This is a genomic window from Intestinimonas sp. RTP31139st1_F5_RTP31139_211217 (assembly GCF_040226735.1).
Taxonomy (GTDB): Bacteria; Bacillota; Clostridia; order Oscillospirales; family Oscillospiraceae; genus Intestinimonas; species Intestinimonas butyriciproducens.
The window spans coordinates 388,705-405,808 of sequence record NZ_JBCOAQ010000001.1; the positions used below are offsets into that span (position 1 = coordinate 388,705).

At 58.3% G+C, this 17,104-nt stretch carries 15 protein-coding genes; 8 read left to right on the forward strand and 7 right to left on the reverse strand.

Annotated elements, in window-relative coordinates; genetic code table 11:
* Window positions 1-94: 94 nt before the first annotated feature.
* Both ABUA09_RS02140 and ABUA09_RS02145 read right to left on the reverse strand, forming a co-directional pair.
* Window positions 95-1,444 carry a HAMP domain-containing sensor histidine kinase gene (locus ABUA09_RS02140; RefSeq protein WP_349949047.1) on the reverse strand — a complete coding sequence of 450 codons (1,350 nt, stop codon included), beginning with the start codon at window positions 1,442-1,444 and terminating at the stop codon, window positions 95-97.
* The gene (locus tag ABUA09_RS02145) at window positions 1,428-2,147 is read right to left on the reverse strand and encodes a response regulator transcription factor (protein ID WP_349949048.1); all 720 of its coding nucleotides are present in this window, start codon (window positions 2,145-2,147) and stop codon (window positions 1,428-1,430) included. Before ABUA09_RS02145 ends, ABUA09_RS02140 begins: the two co-directional genes overlap by 17 nt.
* Window positions 2,148-2,343: 196 nt before the next feature.
* Between ABUA09_RS02145 and ABUA09_RS02150 the strand changes: the two genes are divergently transcribed.
* Complete coding sequence (locus ABUA09_RS02150; RefSeq protein WP_279203250.1) at window positions 2,344-4,476, forward strand: efflux RND transporter permease subunit; 2,133 nt, start codon at window positions 2,344-2,346, stop codon at window positions 4,474-4,476.
* Between the two features lie 15 nt (window positions 4,477-4,491).
* Window positions 4,492-6,840 (forward strand): coiled-coil domain-containing protein, encoded by a 2,349-nt coding sequence (locus ABUA09_RS02155; RefSeq protein ID WP_279203251.1) that lies wholly within the window; start codon window positions 4,492-4,494, stop codon window positions 6,838-6,840.
* A 128-nt stretch (window positions 6,841-6,968) separates the two neighbouring features.
* On the opposite strand, the gene ABUA09_RS02160 is transcribed toward ABUA09_RS02155, so the two are convergent.
* Genes ABUA09_RS02160 through murQ form a run of 3 tightly spaced genes read right to left on the reverse strand, consistent with a single transcriptional unit; the run spans window position 6,969 to window position 9,570 of the window.
* Window positions 6,969-7,442: a GNAT family N-acetyltransferase gene (locus ABUA09_RS02160; RefSeq protein ID WP_058117829.1), complete on the reverse strand. Its 474-nt coding sequence runs from the start codon at window positions 7,440-7,442 to the stop codon at window positions 6,969-6,971.
* Entirely contained in the window at window positions 7,433-8,650 is a 1,218-nt protein-coding gene (locus ABUA09_RS02165) for an anhydro-N-acetylmuramic acid kinase (protein WP_033116496.1), read from the reverse strand. Before ABUA09_RS02165 ends, ABUA09_RS02160 begins: the two co-directional genes overlap by 10 nt.
* A complete protein-coding gene (gene murQ / locus ABUA09_RS02170) occupies window positions 8,650-9,570 on the reverse strand; it encodes an N-acetylmuramic acid 6-phosphate etherase (RefSeq protein ID WP_033116495.1) in 921 nt (306 codons plus the stop codon). The genes ABUA09_RS02165 and murQ overlap by 1 nt, the downstream gene beginning before the upstream one ends.
* A 162-nt stretch (window positions 9,571-9,732) precedes the next feature.
* On the opposite strand from murQ, the gene ABUA09_RS02175 reads away from it, so the two are divergent.
* On the forward strand, window positions 9,733-10,578 hold the full coding sequence (locus tag ABUA09_RS02175; protein WP_349949050.1) for a MurR/RpiR family transcriptional regulator: 846 nt from the start codon (window positions 9,733-9,735) through the stop codon (window positions 10,576-10,578).
* 220 nt (window positions 10,579-10,798) lie between these two features.
* Here ABUA09_RS02175 and ABUA09_RS02180 read toward each other — a convergent pair whose 3' ends face one another.
* Both ABUA09_RS02180 and ABUA09_RS02185 read right to left on the reverse strand, forming a co-directional pair.
* Window positions 10,799-11,200: a hypothetical protein gene (locus tag ABUA09_RS02180; protein WP_195608699.1), complete on the reverse strand. Its 402-nt coding sequence runs from the start codon at window positions 11,198-11,200 to the stop codon at window positions 10,799-10,801.
* A gap of 37 nt (window positions 11,201-11,237) precedes the next feature.
* Window positions 11,238-11,630, reverse strand: coding sequence for a hypothetical protein (locus ABUA09_RS02185; protein ID WP_129868819.1), 393 nt, complete (start codon window positions 11,628-11,630; stop codon window positions 11,238-11,240).
* 200 nt (window positions 11,631-11,830) lie between these two features.
* On the opposite strand from ABUA09_RS02185, the gene ABUA09_RS02190 reads away from it, so the two are divergent.
* From ABUA09_RS02190 to ABUA09_RS02210, 5 genes are all read left to right on the forward strand, one after another.
* Entirely contained in the window at window positions 11,831-13,066 is a 1,236-nt protein-coding gene (locus ABUA09_RS02190) for an ABC transporter substrate-binding protein (RefSeq protein WP_195614552.1), read from the forward strand.
* A 145-nt stretch (window positions 13,067-13,211) separates the two neighbouring features.
* A complete protein-coding gene (locus tag ABUA09_RS02195) occupies window positions 13,212-14,156 on the forward strand; it encodes an ABC transporter permease (protein ID WP_033116492.1) in 945 nt (314 codons plus the stop codon).
* 11 nt (window positions 14,157-14,167) lie between these two features.
* Window positions 14,168-15,004 (forward strand): ABC transporter permease, encoded by an 837-nt coding sequence (locus ABUA09_RS02200; protein ID WP_033116491.1) that lies wholly within the window; start codon window positions 14,168-14,170, stop codon window positions 15,002-15,004.
* A 16-nt stretch (window positions 15,005-15,020) separates the two neighbouring features.
* A complete protein-coding gene (locus ABUA09_RS02205) occupies window positions 15,021-16,031 on the forward strand; it encodes an ABC transporter ATP-binding protein (RefSeq protein WP_195608697.1) in 1,011 nt (336 codons plus the stop codon).
* A complete protein-coding gene (locus ABUA09_RS02210) occupies window positions 16,028-17,002 on the forward strand; it encodes an ABC transporter ATP-binding protein (protein WP_033116489.1) in 975 nt (324 codons plus the stop codon). The genes ABUA09_RS02205 and ABUA09_RS02210 overlap by 4 nt, the downstream gene beginning before the upstream one ends.
* Window positions 17,003-17,104 lie beyond the last annotated feature (102 nt).

Sequence of the window (17,104 nt, forward strand, 5' to 3'; positions counted from 1 at the left end):
GAGAGAGCCCGCCTCTTCCCGTCCTTTTCTCGCCCGGCACTTTCCGGCAGTGAGCGGGGGCTCCCGCGCCTCAAACGGCGCGGGAACCTCTTTTTTACAGATGGACGCACGGCAGCGACGCGCGGATCAGCAGCCCGCCCTCAGGGCCGCTCTCCGCTCCTACCGTCCCTCCATGCGCCTTCATGATGCTCTTGCAGATGGACAGGCCCAGACCGGACACTTTCCGCCCCGGGTCTGTGGTGTAGAGCGGCTCAAAAATCTGCTGGAGCAGCTCCGGGGGTACGCCTTTTCCGTTGTCCCAGAACAAAAAGACGACCTGCTCTCCCTCCCTGCAGCACCTCAGGCGCAGTTCCAGATGCCCCGCCCGGGCATGTTGGATGCTGTTCCCAATGAGGTTTCCAAAAAAGCGCCGCATATGCTCCCAGTTGCAGATGATCTGCTCTTGCGGACATCTGCACTCGATCCTGAACAGCACGTCGGCATCCATCAACTCCGACTCATATTCCATTCGGAGCTTTTCACAGAATGCCTCCACGGTCATCAGCCGCATGGGGGCCGTGTCCCGCAGCCCCACATCCAGATAATCGTCGAACTCGTCCACAATGGACTTGAGCCTCAGTGCTTTTTCATAGACGCTGTCCAGGTACTGCTGCCTCTTTTCGGGCGAAAGCTCTGCCGAGCGAAGGCGCTCGGAATAGCCGAGCACAGAGGTCAGGGGCGTCTTGATATCGTGGGAGATAGAGGCGATGAGCTGGTGCTCCGCTTTCTCCTTACATTCCAATACGCCCACCAGATCGGCAAAGGCATTCTGGAGTTTCCCGATCTCATCCTGGCGCTCGCTCCGCTCGGGGCGGTCCCCCTTCTCATAATAGCGGCGCATGGTTTTGCGGAGCCGCACAATTGGAGAGAGCATCAGCAGATACATCAAGACCGCCACTACCGTGAATACGCCGATATTCAGGCCGGACAGGCCCCTCAGGGCCTTTTTCTGCAGATCTGCGCTCAACTCATTGCGCTGGATGGCCCGGCTCCACACATACACATGGACGCGCCGCCCTTCCGACAGCGCGGCCTCCTGCTCCCCGGAGGCCAGCAGCCGTGTCCCCGCCTCACCGGCAGGCATCCGCTCATAGAGGAGCGTCCCGTCCGCATCGCGCACGATGCAGTAGAGCGCTCCGTCCTCCAAATAGTCCTCCAGTGCCGCAAAATCCCCGCCGCATCCTTCCAGGAAGGCCCCCACACGCTGCGCGGCTCCGTCCGCCGCTCTCATCACCCCGTCATAGGTGTTCCCTGCGTAGTCCCCCAGATAGGACAGGAACCATCCGCACATCAGCCCCCAGCTCAGCACCGCCGCAGCCACCAGGGCCAGCAGCAGCTTCCGCGACAGATGAGAACTCAACCAGCCCACCCCGGAAAACCTCCGCCCCTCAGCTCCGTCTGTCATCGCTCTCCTCCTCCGCAAATCCGTTTTGGGTGACAAAACGGTATCCTGATCCCCACACGGTCTTGATATAGCGCCAGTCAGGGTCCAGTTTGGTTCTCAGGTTCTTGATGTTGATGGCCACCGTTCCCACGTCCCCATACTCCGTCCGCCACACATCGTGAAAGATGCGCTCCCGTGGGAGCGTCTGTCCCGCATTTTGCATGAGGTAGGCCAGGAGCTCAAACTCCCGGGTGGACAGTGGGACCTCCACGCCGTTTCGGGTGACCCGCATCTCCTCCGGCTCCATACGGATCCCGCCGATCTGGATCGGTCCCGCCGATGCCCGCCGGGGGTCCGAGCGCATTTGCCGGCGCAGGTGCGCCTGTATTCGAGCCACCAGCTCCTCCAGTACAAACGGCTTGGTCAGATAGTCGTCCGCCCCCAGGTCCAGGCCCGCCACAATGTCCTTCACGCTGTCCTTTGCGCTGAGGAAGAGAATCGGGCAGCTCACCCGGCTGCGGATCTTCCTGCACACATCCAGCCCGCTGAGCCCCTTCATCATAATATCCAGAAGGATCAGATCGAAGCTCTGCCCTTCCATCAGGCGGACGGCCTCTTCTCCCGAACGGGCCGTCACCACATTCATCCCATTTTCCTCCAGCACGTCGGAGACCAGCAGAAGAATGGACACATCGTCGTCCACCAAAAGTATATTTCCGTCCATTTCCACGCCCCCTTTTTTCTAATGATACCACAGTCGGATCGCGGCGGACCATAAAGAATCATTAAGATAAAACCGTTTATTAAGAATTATGAGAGTTGGCCCCATCCCGTTGACTCTCCGGCGGACGGAAACTAAGATAAAATAGCTTCCGGCGGGGCCCTGCCGCCGCCAAAATCTCTCCGGGAAGGTGACTGCTTTGCTTGAAAAAATCTCCCGCGCACTGACACGCAAACCAAAGCTGGTGGTATTGGTCGCGGTCCTGCTGCTGATCCCAAGCGTTTTGGGCGCCGCTATGACCCGCATCAACTATGATATCCTCTCCTATCTCCCTCAGGACCTGGACTCCGCCAAGGGAGAGGCGCTTCTGGAAGAGCCCTTCCACATGGCGGCCACCACCATGCTCATCGTGGAGGGAATGCCCCCTGCGTACACACACCAACTGCAAAAGGAGGTGGAACAGGTCCCGGGGGTGAGCAATGCCATCTGGCTGTCCAGTCTGGTCGGCATCCAGATCCCTGAGGAGATGCTTCCCGAGGATATCCGTGACATTTTCTTCTCGGGCGATGCCACAATGATGATCGTCCAATATGAACAGCCCGGCGCCTCGGAGACCACGATGAAATCCATCGAGCAGGTCCGGTCCCTGTGCAATAAAAACTGCTTTCTGGCCGGCTTCTCCGTCTTTATCAAGGACACCAAGGACCTGATCTCCAAGGAAATGCCGCTGTATGTGGTGATGGCCGCCGTGCTCTCCATCATCGCCATGTGCGTCACGATGGAGTCCTGGCTGCTGCCCGTGGCCCTGATGCTCAGCATCGGCCTGGCCATTCTCTATAATTTCGGCAGCAACATCTTGTTGGGGGAGATCTCCTTCATTACCCAGGCCATTGCAGCCGTCTTGCAGCTGGGCGTCACCATGGACTACTCTATTTTCCTCTATCACCGGTATGTGGAGGAGGCGCCTCACTACGAGGACCGCCGGGACGCCATGGCCGTCTCCATTGTCGCTGCCTTCAAGTCCCTCTCCGGCAGCTCCCTGACCACCATCGCCGGCTTTCTGGCGCTTTGCTTCATGCGTTTGACGCTGGGGCGGGACCTGGGCCTCGTGATGGCCAAGGGCGTGGTTCTGGGCGTGGCCACCGTGGTACTGGTGCTCCCCGCTATTCTCCTTCTGATGGACGGCCCGATCCGCAGATACCGCCACCCCGCTTTGGCCCCAAACATGGGCCGTCTCAACGCATTTATCGTCCGGCACAGACACTTTTTCGTGGCGCTCTTTTTTCTTCTCTTTTTCCCAGCCGTCTACTCGAACAATCATACGCAGGTCTACTACAAGCTGGACCAATCCCTTCCCCAGGATATGCCCTCCATCGTCTCTACCGATAAGCTGAAGGATGAGTTCAACATGGCCTCCTCCCACTTTATCGTGATGCGCGATGATATCAGCCGCGCCAGGATGAAGGAGCTGGAGGAGGCCATCGATGAGATTCCCGGCATCACCAGTGTGGTGGCCTATGACAAGCTGATCAGCGGCACGATTCCCGATTTTTTTATTCCCGATGAGATCAAAGACCTGTGCAAACAGGACGGTTATCAAATGATGATGGTCAATTCGGGGTATGTCACCGCTTCCGACGCGGTATCCCAGCAGCTCTCCCAGCTCAGCGCTCTGGTCAAGTCCTACGACCCGGAGGCCTATATCACCGGCGAGGCCGCTATGACCGACGACCTCATCACCGTATCAGACTCCGACTTTAAGCTGACCAATTATTTGTCCATCATCGCCATTCTTATCCTCGTGGCCTTCACCTTCCGCTCCATCTCCATCCCCATCCTGCTGGTGTCTACCATCGAGCTGGCCATTTTCATCAACCAGGGCATTCCCTACTTCTCCGGCACGGTCATCGCCTTTGTGGCCCCCACCGTGATCGGCTGCGTGCAGTTGGGCGCCACGGTGGACTACGCCATCCTGATGACCACCCGCTTTCAGGAGGAGCTGCAAAAGGGCAGGGACCGGAAGGAGGCCATCCAAATCGCGGCCACCTCTTCAGACATTTCCATCATCACCAGCGCCCTGGTCTTTTTCTGCTCCACCCTCGGGGTAGCGCTGATCTCCACAATGGACATCGTCAGCAGCATCTGCCTGATGCTCTCCCGCGGCGCCGTCATCTCCGCACTGGTCAGTATCTTCATCCTTCCCTCCGTGCTGGTCGTCTTTGAGCCCATCATCGCCAGGACCAGCCTCTGGTGGCGGACACCCAAGCCGCCCAAGGCCCCCAAGAACCCACAGCCCGGCAAGCAGGCCCTCTCCCCCGCCGGAAAGCATTGAAAGGAGCCCATTCCCATGAAAACCACTCATCAACGTATTGGGGCGCTGGTACTGGCCGCCGCAGTGAGCGCAGCGCTGCTCTGCCCCCCCGCTCTGGCCGCGGGAGCCCTCTCCCCCGTCTGTGACGAGTCCTATTATGCGACCCTCGATTATTACGGCGGCCTGATAAACAGCAGCGTGGTCAAGAGCTACCAGACCAACGGCAATACCGAACTCACCGACTATGGTACTTACGATGAGATCATCAACCTCACCGACGACCGGGCCCCCACCACCCAGGACGGCGCCGTCACCTTCGAGTTGGGCGAGGATGGGCCGGAGCGTTTCTACTTCGAGGGGAAAACGGAGCAGCCTTTCCGGGATCTGCCCTGGACCCTCACGCTCTCCTATAAGCTCAACGGCGCTCCCGCTCTGGCTGAAGATCTGGCCGGCAAGACCGGCCTGGTGGAGATCGATCTGGACGTGCTGCCCAATCCCGCCGCCCCTGCATACAGCCGGAACAATCTGGTCCTGACTGCTGCGACCGCCTTCAATGCGGACGATATTCTCTCCCTGGAGGCGCCGGGCGCCGAGGTCCAACTCATCGGCAACCTGCGCACCGTACTCTTTATGGTCATGCCCGGAGAGGAGCAGCACTTCGCCATCCGGGTGGGCAGCAACGATTTCTCCTTTCCCGGCATGGTCCTCTTGGCCGTTCCCGCCACGCTCGGACAGTTGGATCAGATCGCCGACCTGCGCGAGGCCAAAGAGAAAGTCGAAGACTCCTACGACGCCATCAACGACAGTCTGGACGTCATTCTGGACACCCTGGACGGCATGAGCGGCAGTCTGAACACCACCGCCAACGGCCTGGACCGCCTGAATGACGCGCGGCGCACCATTTCCGGCGGAAAAGATCATGTCTATCAGAATGCCGACGCAGCCCTGGCCGATCTGGACACCCTTTCCGATGCATTGGAGCCGGCAGCGGGCCACCTGGCCTCCGCTTCCCAGGCGCTGACCGAGACGACGCAGACGCTGACCGACCTCACCGAGAATGCCGTGGCGCTGAAACCGGAGCTGGAATCCACACGGAAGATCATCCAGCAAATCCAGTCGGACACAAGCTCTCTGCGCGAGCTGATAGACAGCGTGGAGTCCTATAACAAGTCCGCCTCCGTGATCGCCTCCAACCTGGAAGACGACTTCTATTATATGAGCGATCAGATGGACGACCTGCAAAGCAGCCTGAGCGCCCTGGAGAACACACTGAGCCGGATCAGCGGCATGTCCACCGTCGACGAGATCACCATAGAGGGTATGTCCATCTACGAGCTCCGCGAGAGCGCCGCCGCCACCGCCAACGCCCACCAGCTCTATCTCCAGAATGTCCCGGAGGCGATGCGGGATCAGGTCACCTTTCAGGTTTTCCTGACCAGCCCGGCCGTTGGACTGGACGCGGCCACGGCCGCGCAGATGAACGTTCTCTGGAACCAGATGGAGAGCGATCCGGACTTCTGGGATAAGCTGGATCAGGCCGATACGGTCAACGAAGTCATTGACGGCGTCAATGGGAAGATCAGCGAGGTCAACCGCCTGCTCAAGGGGATCGCAAAGCCCACCTCTCAGGTCGTGGGCGACCTCCAAAATCTGTGCTATTGGCTGGGAGAAGACGGTCTCTCCGGCGATCTGGAGGAGCTCTCCAAGCTGGCCGCAAGCCTTTTGAAGGATGGAAAAGCCCATGAAGGGGCTGCCTCCTCTCTGCTCAACAGTCTGGATGAGCTGGGGGACCTGGCGGGCCGGGTAACTAAAAACGCCGACACCGCGCTGGACCTCCTCCAATCCCTGGACGGGACCCTGAATACCTATGAGCCACAGGCACAACAGGCTCTTTCCGACGCGCAGGCGCTCACCGACGCCGCCACGTCCGGTCTGCGCAATTCCACGGCCTTTCTCCGCTCCGCCGAATCCCTCCTCAAGGACAGCGGCGGGGATCTGGACGAGGGCGCCCGACAGGCCCTGTCCGGACTGGCCGACGCGCTGCGGCGCTCCACCACCGGCCTGTCGCAGACGGACACCATCCGCGCGGCCAAAGCCACCATCACCAGTCTGATCGAGGACGAGTGGAACAGCCATACCGGCGGGGACAACAATCTGCTGCTGATGGACGCCGATGCCGCCCCCATCTCTCTTACCTCCAGCAAAAACGCCTCCCCCAACAGCATTCAGTTCATCATGCGCACCCAGGAGATCAAAGTGCCGGAGACGGCTTCCGAAGATGCCACATCGGTGGACACTGCCTCCCAGGGGACGGTTTGGAGCCGCATTGCAGCCATGTTCCGGGATTTCTGGCATATGCTCACCGGAGTATTTCGCCGGGGCTGACGGTTCCTCTTTTCTGTCCCAGCCTGCAGGAAGGGCGCTGCGTACCGTGTACGCAGCGCCCTTCCTTGTTTTCATTCTCAACCGGCTCCGGGACAGGAATCCCGGGGTGCCGGGCGTATGGCCCATATTCAAACGGGCTCCAGATCCTTAACCATGACAAATTCATCGATCCCGGGCTTTACCGCATCGCGGAGCACACCCAATCTCCAGTAGCCGCGCGCCTGATAGAATTGTTGGGCGCTCTCGTTGAAATCGCTGACCATCAAGGTCACCCGCCGACTGCCGGCCTCCCGGGCCAGGCGCTCCAGATGCTCCATCAGGAATCCTCCCACACCGCGCCCTCGGAATCCATCCCTGACTCCGATCAGGCTCAGATAGGGATACAGGCCGCAAAAGCCTTTCATGACGATCCGCATTGCCCCGGCAAGCTCGCCGGATTCGCTTACCGCCAGATAGAGCTCCCCCTGCTCCGCCGCCCGGTGCAGGCTCGCCTCCAGGCGTCCCGGGTCCTGAAAATATCGCTCATAGATCAAGCTGTTCCGAAAAATCTCCTCGCAGCCCTCCGGGCACTCTGGTCCCGCCTGTTCCAGCTTTAGCTGCATGCCCCGTTCCCCCTCGCCGGCAGAGATATTTTCCCCATAATGACCGCTTCCGACGCGCCTGTCACACTGGGGAGGGTATTCGTGCGCTCCCGGACGCAGCAGTCGGCCAGCAGGGCGAAGGCGACGGCTTCCTTTGCGTCGCTGCTCCAGCCCAGCTCCTCCTGGGTCCTCACCTTTACGCCGTGAGGCGCAAAGCGCCTGGTCAAGTCCCCGAGCAGGGTGCTGTTATAGCTTCCGCCCCCGCCCACGATGAGCTCTCCGGCGCGGTACCGCCCCAGCACGTACCGCTCGTAGGCGTCCACGATGGACCAGGCCGTGAGATCGGTGACCGTCGCCACCAGGTCCGCGTCGGAAATAGGGTGTGTCTTCCGCCAGTCCAGTATCTTCGCCGTATATTGTGTCCCAAATCGCTCCCGCCCCGTGGTCTTGGGCAGCGGCCGGGCATAATAGGGCTCCTGCTGGAGCCAGGCGAGCAGCTTCTGGTTCACGGTGCCGCTGCCGCCGAGGCGTCCGCCCTCGTCAAAGGTCTGTTTTCCACCGGTAACGGCCGCCGTCACGGCATCAATGATCATGTTTCCCGGACCGGTATCGAAGGCATAGACCTCCTCCGGCTTTGCCTTCGCGGGCATCACGGTCATATTCCCGATCCCCCCGATGTTCTGGAGCAGGATCGTCTCGTCCTCTCTCCGGTATAGGAGATATTCGGAAAAGGGTACCAGAGGAGCGCCCTGTCCTCCCATGGCCATGTCGGCCACCCTGAAGTCGGACACGGTGGGGATCCCGGTGCGCCCGGCGATGACCGCCCCCTCGCCGATCTGGACTGTGTAGCGGATCGGATACCCATCCTTTTCACAGATCTCCGGCTGGTGCCAGATGGTCTGCCCATGGGAGCCGATCAAGTCGATATCCCCCGGCCTCAGCCCCGCCTTTTCGATCACGCTCCGCGCAGCGGAGGCGTAGAGCTCTCCCAGCAGGAAATTCATATACCCCACTCGATCCACCGTGGCTGATTGGGGCTGGAAAAGGCGGAAGATCTGCTCCCGCACCGCCGGAGGATAGGGGCGGTTCTCAAAGGCCAGCAGCTTTACCTGCGGCGCGGCGGCGCTTCCCCCGATCTCCACCACAGCGGCGTCCACCCCGTCTACCGAAGTGCCCGACATCATGCCCACCACCCGGCGGACTGCTTTCTTCTGGAGCTCTCGCAGCATCAGTGCACGCCTCCTTGCTCCGCTTCCCGGATCGCCTGGGCCAGACGGCCCTCACAGCGCTCCAGCAGCGCCCCCGCCGACGGTGCGTCCAGGCCGCTTTTGATCATCAGGATTGCAAGCTTCACATGTCCGCCGGCTGCCTCCAGGGCCTGTCCTGCGCACGCCGGGTCCACGCCGGTGGCGTGGATGATGAGACGTTTGGCTCTGTCCTCCAGCTTCCGGTTGCTGGCCTTCAGATCGACCATCAGATTGCCGTATACCTTGCCCAGTTTGATCATGGAGCAGGTCGTCAGCATATTGAGGACCATCTTCTGGGCGGTGCCGGATTTCATTCTCGTGGACCCCGAGATGACCTCCGGCCCCACCAGGGGGGCTATGGTCACGTCGCAGAGCGCCTCCAGCCTGGAGTGGGCGTTCGTGCATACCCCGATGGTTACGCTCCCCCGCTCCTTCGCCCGCCGCAGCGCCGCCAGAACGTAAGGCGCGCTGCCGCTGGCGGTGATGCCTACCACCGCGTCGGTCTCCCCTACCTCCAGGCTATCCGCCAGGTTCCTTCCGTCGGCCTCGCTGTCCTCACAACCCTCTACTGGGCAGCGCAGAGCGGTATCCCCGCCGGCGATATAGCCCTGCACCATTTCCGGAGAGACGCCGAAGGTGGGCTGACATTCCGAGGCGTCCAGCACGCCCAGCCGTCCAGAGGTCCCGGCCCCCAGATAGATGAGACGTCCCCCTTTTTTGAAGCATTGATAAATGAGGTCCACCGCCCGTGCGATGTGCTGCTGCTCGGCGGCCACCGCCCCGGCCACAAGGGCGTCCTGGCGGTTGATCATGGCCACCATTTCTTCGGTAGAGCAAAGGTCGATATTCCGGGTGTCCTCATTGATCCCCTCGGTGGACAGCCCCGCCAAATAATCGTCCATCTCACCACCTCCAATCTGTTCCTTTTCAGACTATCGCATCCATTCCCCGCTGTCAACAAGATTTCATGTTCTTTGTTGAATTTTTGAAATTTAGTTTTAAAACATATGGACTTATACTGTCGTTTTTGCTATACTGGATAAAAAACAATGGGGAGCTCCACTATGGGTTGTACACTTTTGATCAAAGAATGTCTGGACAGCCTGACAAGCACGGAACAGCGGCTGGCCGCATATCTGCTGGACCACACCTCTGAGGTCATCCATATGAACGCCAAGGAATACGCCGCAGCCTGCACCTCCTCCCCTGCGGCGGTGGTCCGTTTTTCCAAACGGCTGGGCTTTAAGGGTTTCACCGCGCTCAAATTGGACTTGGCCCGGGAGTCCGGACAGGGAGAGCTGGATGATTTCCAGGCCGCCATCCGTGACAATGACGATATGGAGACCATTGTCCGAAAAGCCGAGCGCATTCATCTCCAAAACACCTCTCTCACCTACCAAATGCTCAACGTCTCCATCCTGTCTCAGGCTGTGGAGGAGATCTGTGCCGGCAGGCGCATCCATCTCTTCGGTGTGGGCGCCTCCGGCCTGCTGGCCATGGATTTTCTCTATAAATCCTCCCGCATCGGCATTCCCGCCACCTACCACTCCGACGCCCATACCAATCTCGCTACCGCCTCACTGCTGGGGCCGGAGGACATCATCATCGCCATCAGCTACAGCGGCGAGACCCGCGAGACTGTGCTGGCCGCCAAGGCGGCCAAAGAACATGGCGCCAAGGTGGTCGCCATCACCCAGGCCAACCGCAACACGCTCGCCCGTCTGGCCGACTATCCCCTTTTCGTCCCCGGTGAGGAGAAGGAACTGCGGGTGGGCGCCATGACCTCCCGCACCTCCGGGCTCTTCATCCTGGACCTGCTGTATCTCGGTATTGCAAAGCATGACCCGGAGCGGACCGAAGAGAGCCTGCGGCGGACCCATGATCTGATTCGCAGCTTTCAGGAGGAATAAAATTTCATTTTTTCTTAGTTAAGAATCCGCGGGTGAGCGCAGTGACCATCAAACTCACCAAGTTGCTCATTTTGGACCTGCTACATCCGAGTGCGCCCGTTGCACCCTTATCAAGGTTGAACCTGGGAGCGCCATAAACTTCTAAAATGAGTGTTACTAAACAAAGCACATAACGCCAGAAGATACATATCTTCTGGCGTTATGTGCTACTAAATTTGATTTATTTAATTTCGATAGTATACTCAATTGATAAAGTCGTAGATGCACTAGGATTGTGGAGATAATAATGTTGGATACCTGATGTAGTCGCAGTAACTGTGGACGACAAGATGCCATCTTTATTTGAAGTACTGGCAAAGGTACCATCTTCACCCACTGCGCTATGCTCTATAGTCGCACTGGCTGGCGTCCAAATTACAAGCCACACAACACTCGAACCCGCTGAAACAACTACAGGGGTACTAAGAGTTTTAGTTTCTCCTGGTTTAAGCGTCATTGAATAACGACGTGTGGGAGAGAGGGTTTGCTCTGAATATGCAGAAGTACTTAACATCGCGGATGGTAAAATGCAAGCGAGAATTAGTATTGTAGAGACTACCTTTTGACAGACACTTCTTTTCATTTCAATGCTCCTTCACTAAAGTTTCATCATCAACCTATTATGTAAATAATAACTCATACTCAATTGTAACAGTATTTGCTGAATAGTTTTCTAAACAGACCTGGTAATATGATGTGTGCACACATTGAAAGGAAACTATCCCAGTACCGGACACAATTTTACTGTCCTCAAACTCCCCAGTGTTCCACTCAAAAATTTTAACTAGGATATCAGCTTTAGGCTGTGTAGTAGATGTGATTCGTACTCCTAAAATGTTGCCTTTTTCTAGGTATGGGATAGCCACTCTTTGGCTACCACTGCCCGGAATTGTTACACTCATTGACCGAGGAGTGATCTCAATTGTTTGAGCTGAAGCGAAGGAAATATTACTTGATACAAGTAAAGCAACTACAAATAACAGTGCTAGGCTTTGTTTTAAAATTTTTCTCACAATTATATCCTCCTTACTAAAATCAAATTGATAAAATTGCAATAGCGCCTATCCTGCATTGGAATCACCTCATTTTATTATATATAGTGCCCAATTTTTTACACTTAAATTATATACATTTAATCCATTTTGTCAACAGATATGCAAGAAAAAGTCTAATTAGTTTCGAAAAGCGTTATACATAATAGTGTTTATTATTAATGGGCGACCTAGTATATACCTTTGACCGAATCCTGGGCAAAACTGAGGCCGGCGACATCGGCGCGCTGGGCAGCAAGGCCAGCTATTACGGCGGTGTCACCGCTGTGGAGGCCCTGGACACCTATACCGTCCAATTCACGCTGGCTGAGCCCAACGCCGCTTTCCTCAGCACCCTGACCAGCAACTACGGTGCTATCGTGGATAAGGACGTGATCGAGGAAAACGGCGATCTGATGCGCGCGGACGGCGGCACCGGCCCCTTTACCCTGGGGGAGTGGCTGCCCGACAACTACGTGACCATCACCAAGTTCTCCGACTACTGGGACGCCGACCGGGTCCAGCTTGACGGCATCACCTACTTCCTCATCGGCGATGAAGCCGCCCGGCTGGCCGCCCTCCGCACCGGGGAGATCGACTTTGCAAGCCTGTCCGCCACCAACATTGCCGCGGCGGAGAAAGAGGCGAATCTGAACGTCATCAGCTACCAGACCAACGACTACATCGCCTTGGGCTGCAACCTCTCCACCCCCGCCCTCCAGGATATCAACGTCCGCCAGGCCATGAGCTATGCCATGGACCGCGACGCCATCATCAACGTGGTCTTCGGCGGGCAGGCCGTCCCCTGTTCCATGGTGCCTCCCGGACTGGGACACTGGTCTCTGGACGTCTCCGACATGGAGCTCTACCAGACCAATGTGGAGAAAGCCAAGGAACTGATGGAGGCCGCCGGTTACAACGATGGCAACCGTCTGACCCTGAAAGTGGCGGCCGGCCTCATGGACTCCATCCGTCAGGCCGCTGTGGTTCTCCAGCAGCAGTTGGCCGAGATCTACATCGACCTGGAGATCACCAATCTGGAGTCCGGCGAATACGTGGACATTTGGGGCAAAATGAGCACCCCTGAGGCCGGTTTTGACCTGATGATCGTCAACGACGGCGCGGGCACCGATCCCAACCGCTCCATCTCCTTCTTCTTCGGCACCGGTGCCAGCGCCAACGTGTTCGGTTTCTCCAACGAGCGGGTGGATGAGCTCTGCGCCCAGGGTATCGCCACCACCGACGAGTCCAAACGTGAGGAGATCTACAATGAGGCCCAGCTCATCTGCATCGAGGACTGCACCAAGATCTGCATCGCCAGCCCCATGAAGTATTTTGTGACCGCCTCCTACGTGGAAGGCTTCGCCCCCTCCTCCGCCGACGCCAGCAACTTCCGCGACACCTATCTGGCCCAGTAATCTCTGTATTGCGGGGATGAGGCAGCGGACAAAGTCCTCTGCCTCATCCCTCTCTATCTCCGTCTTTGAGGACTGACAATCCCCAATCGCCGGATATGCGGTTGGGCATTGTCAATTCTCAATGGCTTGCCGGGAGTGTGACACTATGAAAAACTATACGATCCGCCGCATCCTACAGCTCATCCCTGTTCTGTTTGGTATCAGCGTCCTCATCTTTGCCGTCATGAAAATGATTCCCGGCGATGTCATCTCGGGTATTCTGGGTGTGGAAGCCACACCGGAGCTCCGCGCCCAGTTGGCCGCCAAATATGGGCTGGACAGGCCCTATATCGTCCAATACCTGGACTGGATCGTCGGTGTCCTCCACGGAGACTTCGGCGAATCCATCCGCACCTCCGCCCCCATCCTCCCCGAGATCCTCAGCCGCTTCAAGGTCACCGCGGAGCTCACAATCATGGCGGCCGTGATCTCCTGGTGTATCGCTATCCCCTTGGGTGTCTTGGCCGCTGTGAAGCGCAACACCTTTGCCGACCGCTTCGTGCGGGTATTTGCCCTGCTGGGCGTCTCCGTCCCCGGATTCGCCCTCTCCATCCTGCTGATTCTGGTACTTTCCCTGGCCTTTAATTACTTCCCCCCGCTGGGCTATGTCGGTTTTTTCGAGGACCCGCTGCGCAATCTCCAGATCATGATCCTCCCCGCCGCCATCCTGGGGGTGAGCATCTCCGGATCGGTGATGCGCATGACCCGCTCCTCCGTCCTGGAAGTGCTGCGTCAGGACTTCATCAAGACAGTACGTGCCAAGGGCGCCAGTGAACGCGTGGCCATTTTCAAGCATGCCCTGCGCAACGCCCTGATCCCCATCATTACCCTTATCGGCATGCAGATCGGTTCCCTGCTGGGCGGCGCCGTCATTGTGGAGCAGATTTTTTCCCTGCCCGGCCTTGGTCAGATGACGCTGACCGGCATCAATCAGCGGGACTACCCCGTGGTGCAGGGCTGTGTCCTGTTCATCGCTTTTGTCTACGTGCTGGTGAATCTGGTGACCGACCTGCTCTACGCCTATATCGACCCGCGTATTTCTTACGACTGAGGTGATCCGCCATGAAACGATTTGGACAGATCCTACGGGAGCTTTGGCGCGACCCGATGGGGCGGATCGGTATGCTGGGCATTTTCCTTGTCATTCTGATGGCGGTTTTTGCCCCCCAGCTATCCCATTTCGGCCCGGAAAAAATGGTCGGCCTCCCCAAGGCGCCTCCCAGTTCCGAATTTTGGTTCGGGACGGATAATTATGGGCGCGACATTTTCAGCCGCATCCTGTACGGCGCCCGCGTCTCTCTGCAGGTTGGCATCATCGCCGTGGGCATCGCCGCCACTGCAGGCTATGTCCTGGGGCTCATCGCCGGATATTTCGAGGGCTGGGTGGACCGCGTCATTATGTGTGTGATGGATATCTTTTTCGCCTTTCCCTCCATCCTGCTGGCCATCTTTATCTCCGCAGTGCTGGGCCGCGGGCTGGTGAACACCATGATTGCCATCGGCATCGTCAATATTCCCGTGTTCGCCCGGACGGTCCGCGCCTCGGTCATCTCCGCCAAGGGGCTGGAGTATGTCCAGAACGCCAAGTCCGTGGGCGTCAGGACCGGCGCGATCCTGATCCGCCACATCTCTCCCAACGTCGTGGCCCCCTTCACTGTTCAGGCTACCCTGGCCCTCTCCAGCGCCATTCTTACCGAGGCGTCCATGAGCTTCCTGGGCCTGGGCATCCAACCGCCGGACCCTTCCTGGGGCTCCATGCTGTCTGAAGCGCGGACCTTTATGGAACAGGCCCCCTGGATGGCCGTTTTTCCCGCTCTCTTTATCATCGTCACCATCCTTCTCTTCAATATCCTGGGCGACAGCCTCCGCGATGTGCTGGACCCCAAGTTGAAGCTTTAAAGGGGAGGTCAGGAATATGGATCATCTGTTGGAAATACGCAACCTCTCCATCGAGCTCCCCCAAGGCAGGCGGAAACCGCCGGTCAAGCTGGTGGAGGGTGTGGACCTCACGGTCCGCAAAAAGCAAAACTTCGGCGTCGTGGGAGAATCCGGCTGCGGCAAGAGCATCACTTGTTCCTCCATCATGGGCCTCCTCTCCTTTCCCCTTTCGCTGGGTCAGGGCAGTTCCATCCGTTTCCAGCAGGGGGACGGACGCGAGGTGGAAATCACCGGTCTCTCCAAGGCCGAGCTGCGCAAGCTGCGGGGCCGGGACATCTCCATGATTTTTCAGGAACCCATGACCGCGCTGGATCCCATGTACACCATCGAGGAACAAATTTGCGAATCTCTTCTCTTTCACGCCAGCCTGAGCAAGGCGGAAATGCATGACGCTGCGCTGGAAATGCTCAGGAAAGTTAAAATCCCCCGTCCGGAGCAGATTCTGAAGGATTATCCCCACCATCTCTCCGGCGGCATGCTGCAGCGTGTGATGATTGCCATTGCGCTCATCAACAATCCCCGCCTTCTCATCGCCGATGAGCCCACCACCGCGCTGGATGTGACCATACAGGCCCAAATCCTGGACCTGATGAACGAGCTGCGGGAGAGCTACGATACCTCTGTCATCATGATCACACACGATTTGGGGGTCATCGCAGAGACCTGTGAAGAGGTCGCGGTATTTTATGCCGGTCAGGTGGTGGAGCAGTCCGATGTGAACACGATCTTCCACGCGCCCGCACATCCCTATACCGCCGGCCTGCTGCGCTCTGTCCTCTCCCTGGGCGGCGCGCAGCAGGAGCTCTATACCATCCAGGGCACGGTGCCCACGGCGGGAAATTTCAGCGTCGGCTGCCGCTTTGCCGACCGCTGTGAGCACTGTATGGACATCTGCTGCAATCGGGCCCCCGCGCTGTCGGAGATCTCTCCCGGACATCTATGCCGCTGCTGGCTCCATGCGGACACGCCAAAGGAGGAGACAGCATGAGCGGACACAATGTCATCCTGGACGTGCAGAACCTCCAGACCTACTTCCCCATTCAAGGGGGAGTCGTCCGGAAAACCGTGGGCTACGTCCATGCCGTAGAAGACGTCTCCTTTCAGATCCGGGAGCAGGAGACATTCGGCCTGGTGGGCGAATCCGGCTGCGGCAAATCCACCACGGGCCGCACGATCCTGCGGCTGATCGAACCCACCTCCGGACATATCTATTTCGATGGTCAGGATCTGTGCGCCCTGGACAAAGAGTCCATGCGGCAGAAGCGCCGGGATATGCAGCTGGTCTTTCAGGACCCCTATGCCTCCCTGAATCCCCGTATGACGGTGCGGAAGCTGCTGGAGGAGCCCCTGAAGACCCATTTTTCTCTCTCTCAGGCCGGGATGGACGAGCAAGTCCTGTGGATCTCCCAGGCGGTCGGTCTGTCCCCCGAGCAGTTGGAGCGATACCCGCATCAGTTTTCCGGCGGGCAGCGGCAGCGCATCAGCATTGCCAGGGCCCTCATCACCAAGCCCCGCTTCGTCGTGGCCGACGAGCCCGTATCCGCCCTGGATGTCTCCATCCAGGCCCAGATTCTCAATCTGCTCATGGGACTTCAAAAGGACCTGAAGCTCTCTTACCTCTTTATCTCTCACGACCTCAATGTGGTCCGCCACATCAGCAATCGGGTGGGCGTCATGTATCTGGGCCGCATCATGGAGTTGGGGGATACCGAAGATGTCTACCACACCCCCATGCACCCCTATACCCAAGCCCTTCTCTCCGCGATCCCCAAGCGGGACCCATCGGAGGAAAAAGCGCGTATCCGCCTGGAGGGCGACGTCCCCAGTCCCGCCTCCCCTCCCCCCGGCTGCGCCTTTCACAACCGCTGTCCCCACTGTACGGCGGCCTGCAAGGAGCAGGTGCCGGAATCCAGAGAGCTCTCGCCTGGTCACTGGGTCGCCTGTCATCTCTATGATTGAGAATAAAAAAATCGGAGCCTTCCTTTGATATGTACCCCCTTTACTGGACACCCAGTAGAGGGGGTATTATTATGCGGTACACATATGAGTACAAAAGGAAAT

What these genes read in the sequence shown, in the direction of transcription:
- ABUA09_RS02180 (WP_195608699.1), bottom strand. Translation starts at nt 11,200, where the DNA reads ATGAAAAGAAGTGTCTGTCAAAAGGTAGTCTCTACAATACTAATTCTC.
- ABUA09_RS02155 (WP_279203251.1), top strand. Translation starts at nt 4,492, where the DNA reads ATGAAAACCACTCATCAACGTATTGGGGCGCTGGTACTGGCCGCCGCA.
- ABUA09_RS02140 (WP_349949047.1), bottom strand. Translation starts at nt 1,444, where the DNA reads ATGACAGACGGAGCTGAGGGGCGGAGGTTTTCCGGGGTGGGCTGGTTG.
- ABUA09_RS02205 (WP_195608697.1), top strand. Translation starts at nt 15,021, where the DNA reads ATGGATCATCTGTTGGAAATACGCAACCTCTCCATCGAGCTCCCCCAA.
- ABUA09_RS02190 (WP_195614552.1), top strand. Translation starts at nt 11,831, where the DNA reads ATGGGCGACCTAGTATATACCTTTGACCGAATCCTGGGCAAAACTGAG.
- ABUA09_RS02200 (WP_033116491.1), top strand. Translation starts at nt 14,168, where the DNA reads ATGAAACGATTTGGACAGATCCTACGGGAGCTTTGGCGCGACCCGATG.
- ABUA09_RS02195 (WP_033116492.1), top strand. Translation starts at nt 13,212, where the DNA reads ATGAAAAACTATACGATCCGCCGCATCCTACAGCTCATCCCTGTTCTG.
- ABUA09_RS02165 (WP_033116496.1), bottom strand. Translation starts at nt 8,650, where the DNA reads ATGCTGCGAGAGCTCCAGAAGAAAGCAGTCCGCCGGGTGGTGGGCATG.
- murQ (WP_033116495.1), bottom strand. Translation starts at nt 9,570, where the DNA reads ATGGACGATTATTTGGCGGGGCTGTCCACCGAGGGGATCAATGAGGAC.
- ABUA09_RS02210 (WP_033116489.1), top strand. Translation starts at nt 16,028, where the DNA reads ATGAGCGGACACAATGTCATCCTGGACGTGCAGAACCTCCAGACCTAC.
- ABUA09_RS02175 (WP_349949050.1), top strand. Translation starts at nt 9,733, where the DNA reads ATGGGTTGTACACTTTTGATCAAAGAATGTCTGGACAGCCTGACAAGC.
- ABUA09_RS02145 (WP_349949048.1), bottom strand. Translation starts at nt 2,147, where the DNA reads ATGGACGGAAATATACTTTTGGTGGACGACGATGTGTCCATTCTTCTG.
- ABUA09_RS02160 (WP_058117829.1), bottom strand. Translation starts at nt 7,442, where the DNA reads ATGCAGCTAAAGCTGGAACAGGCGGGACCAGAGTGCCCGGAGGGCTGC.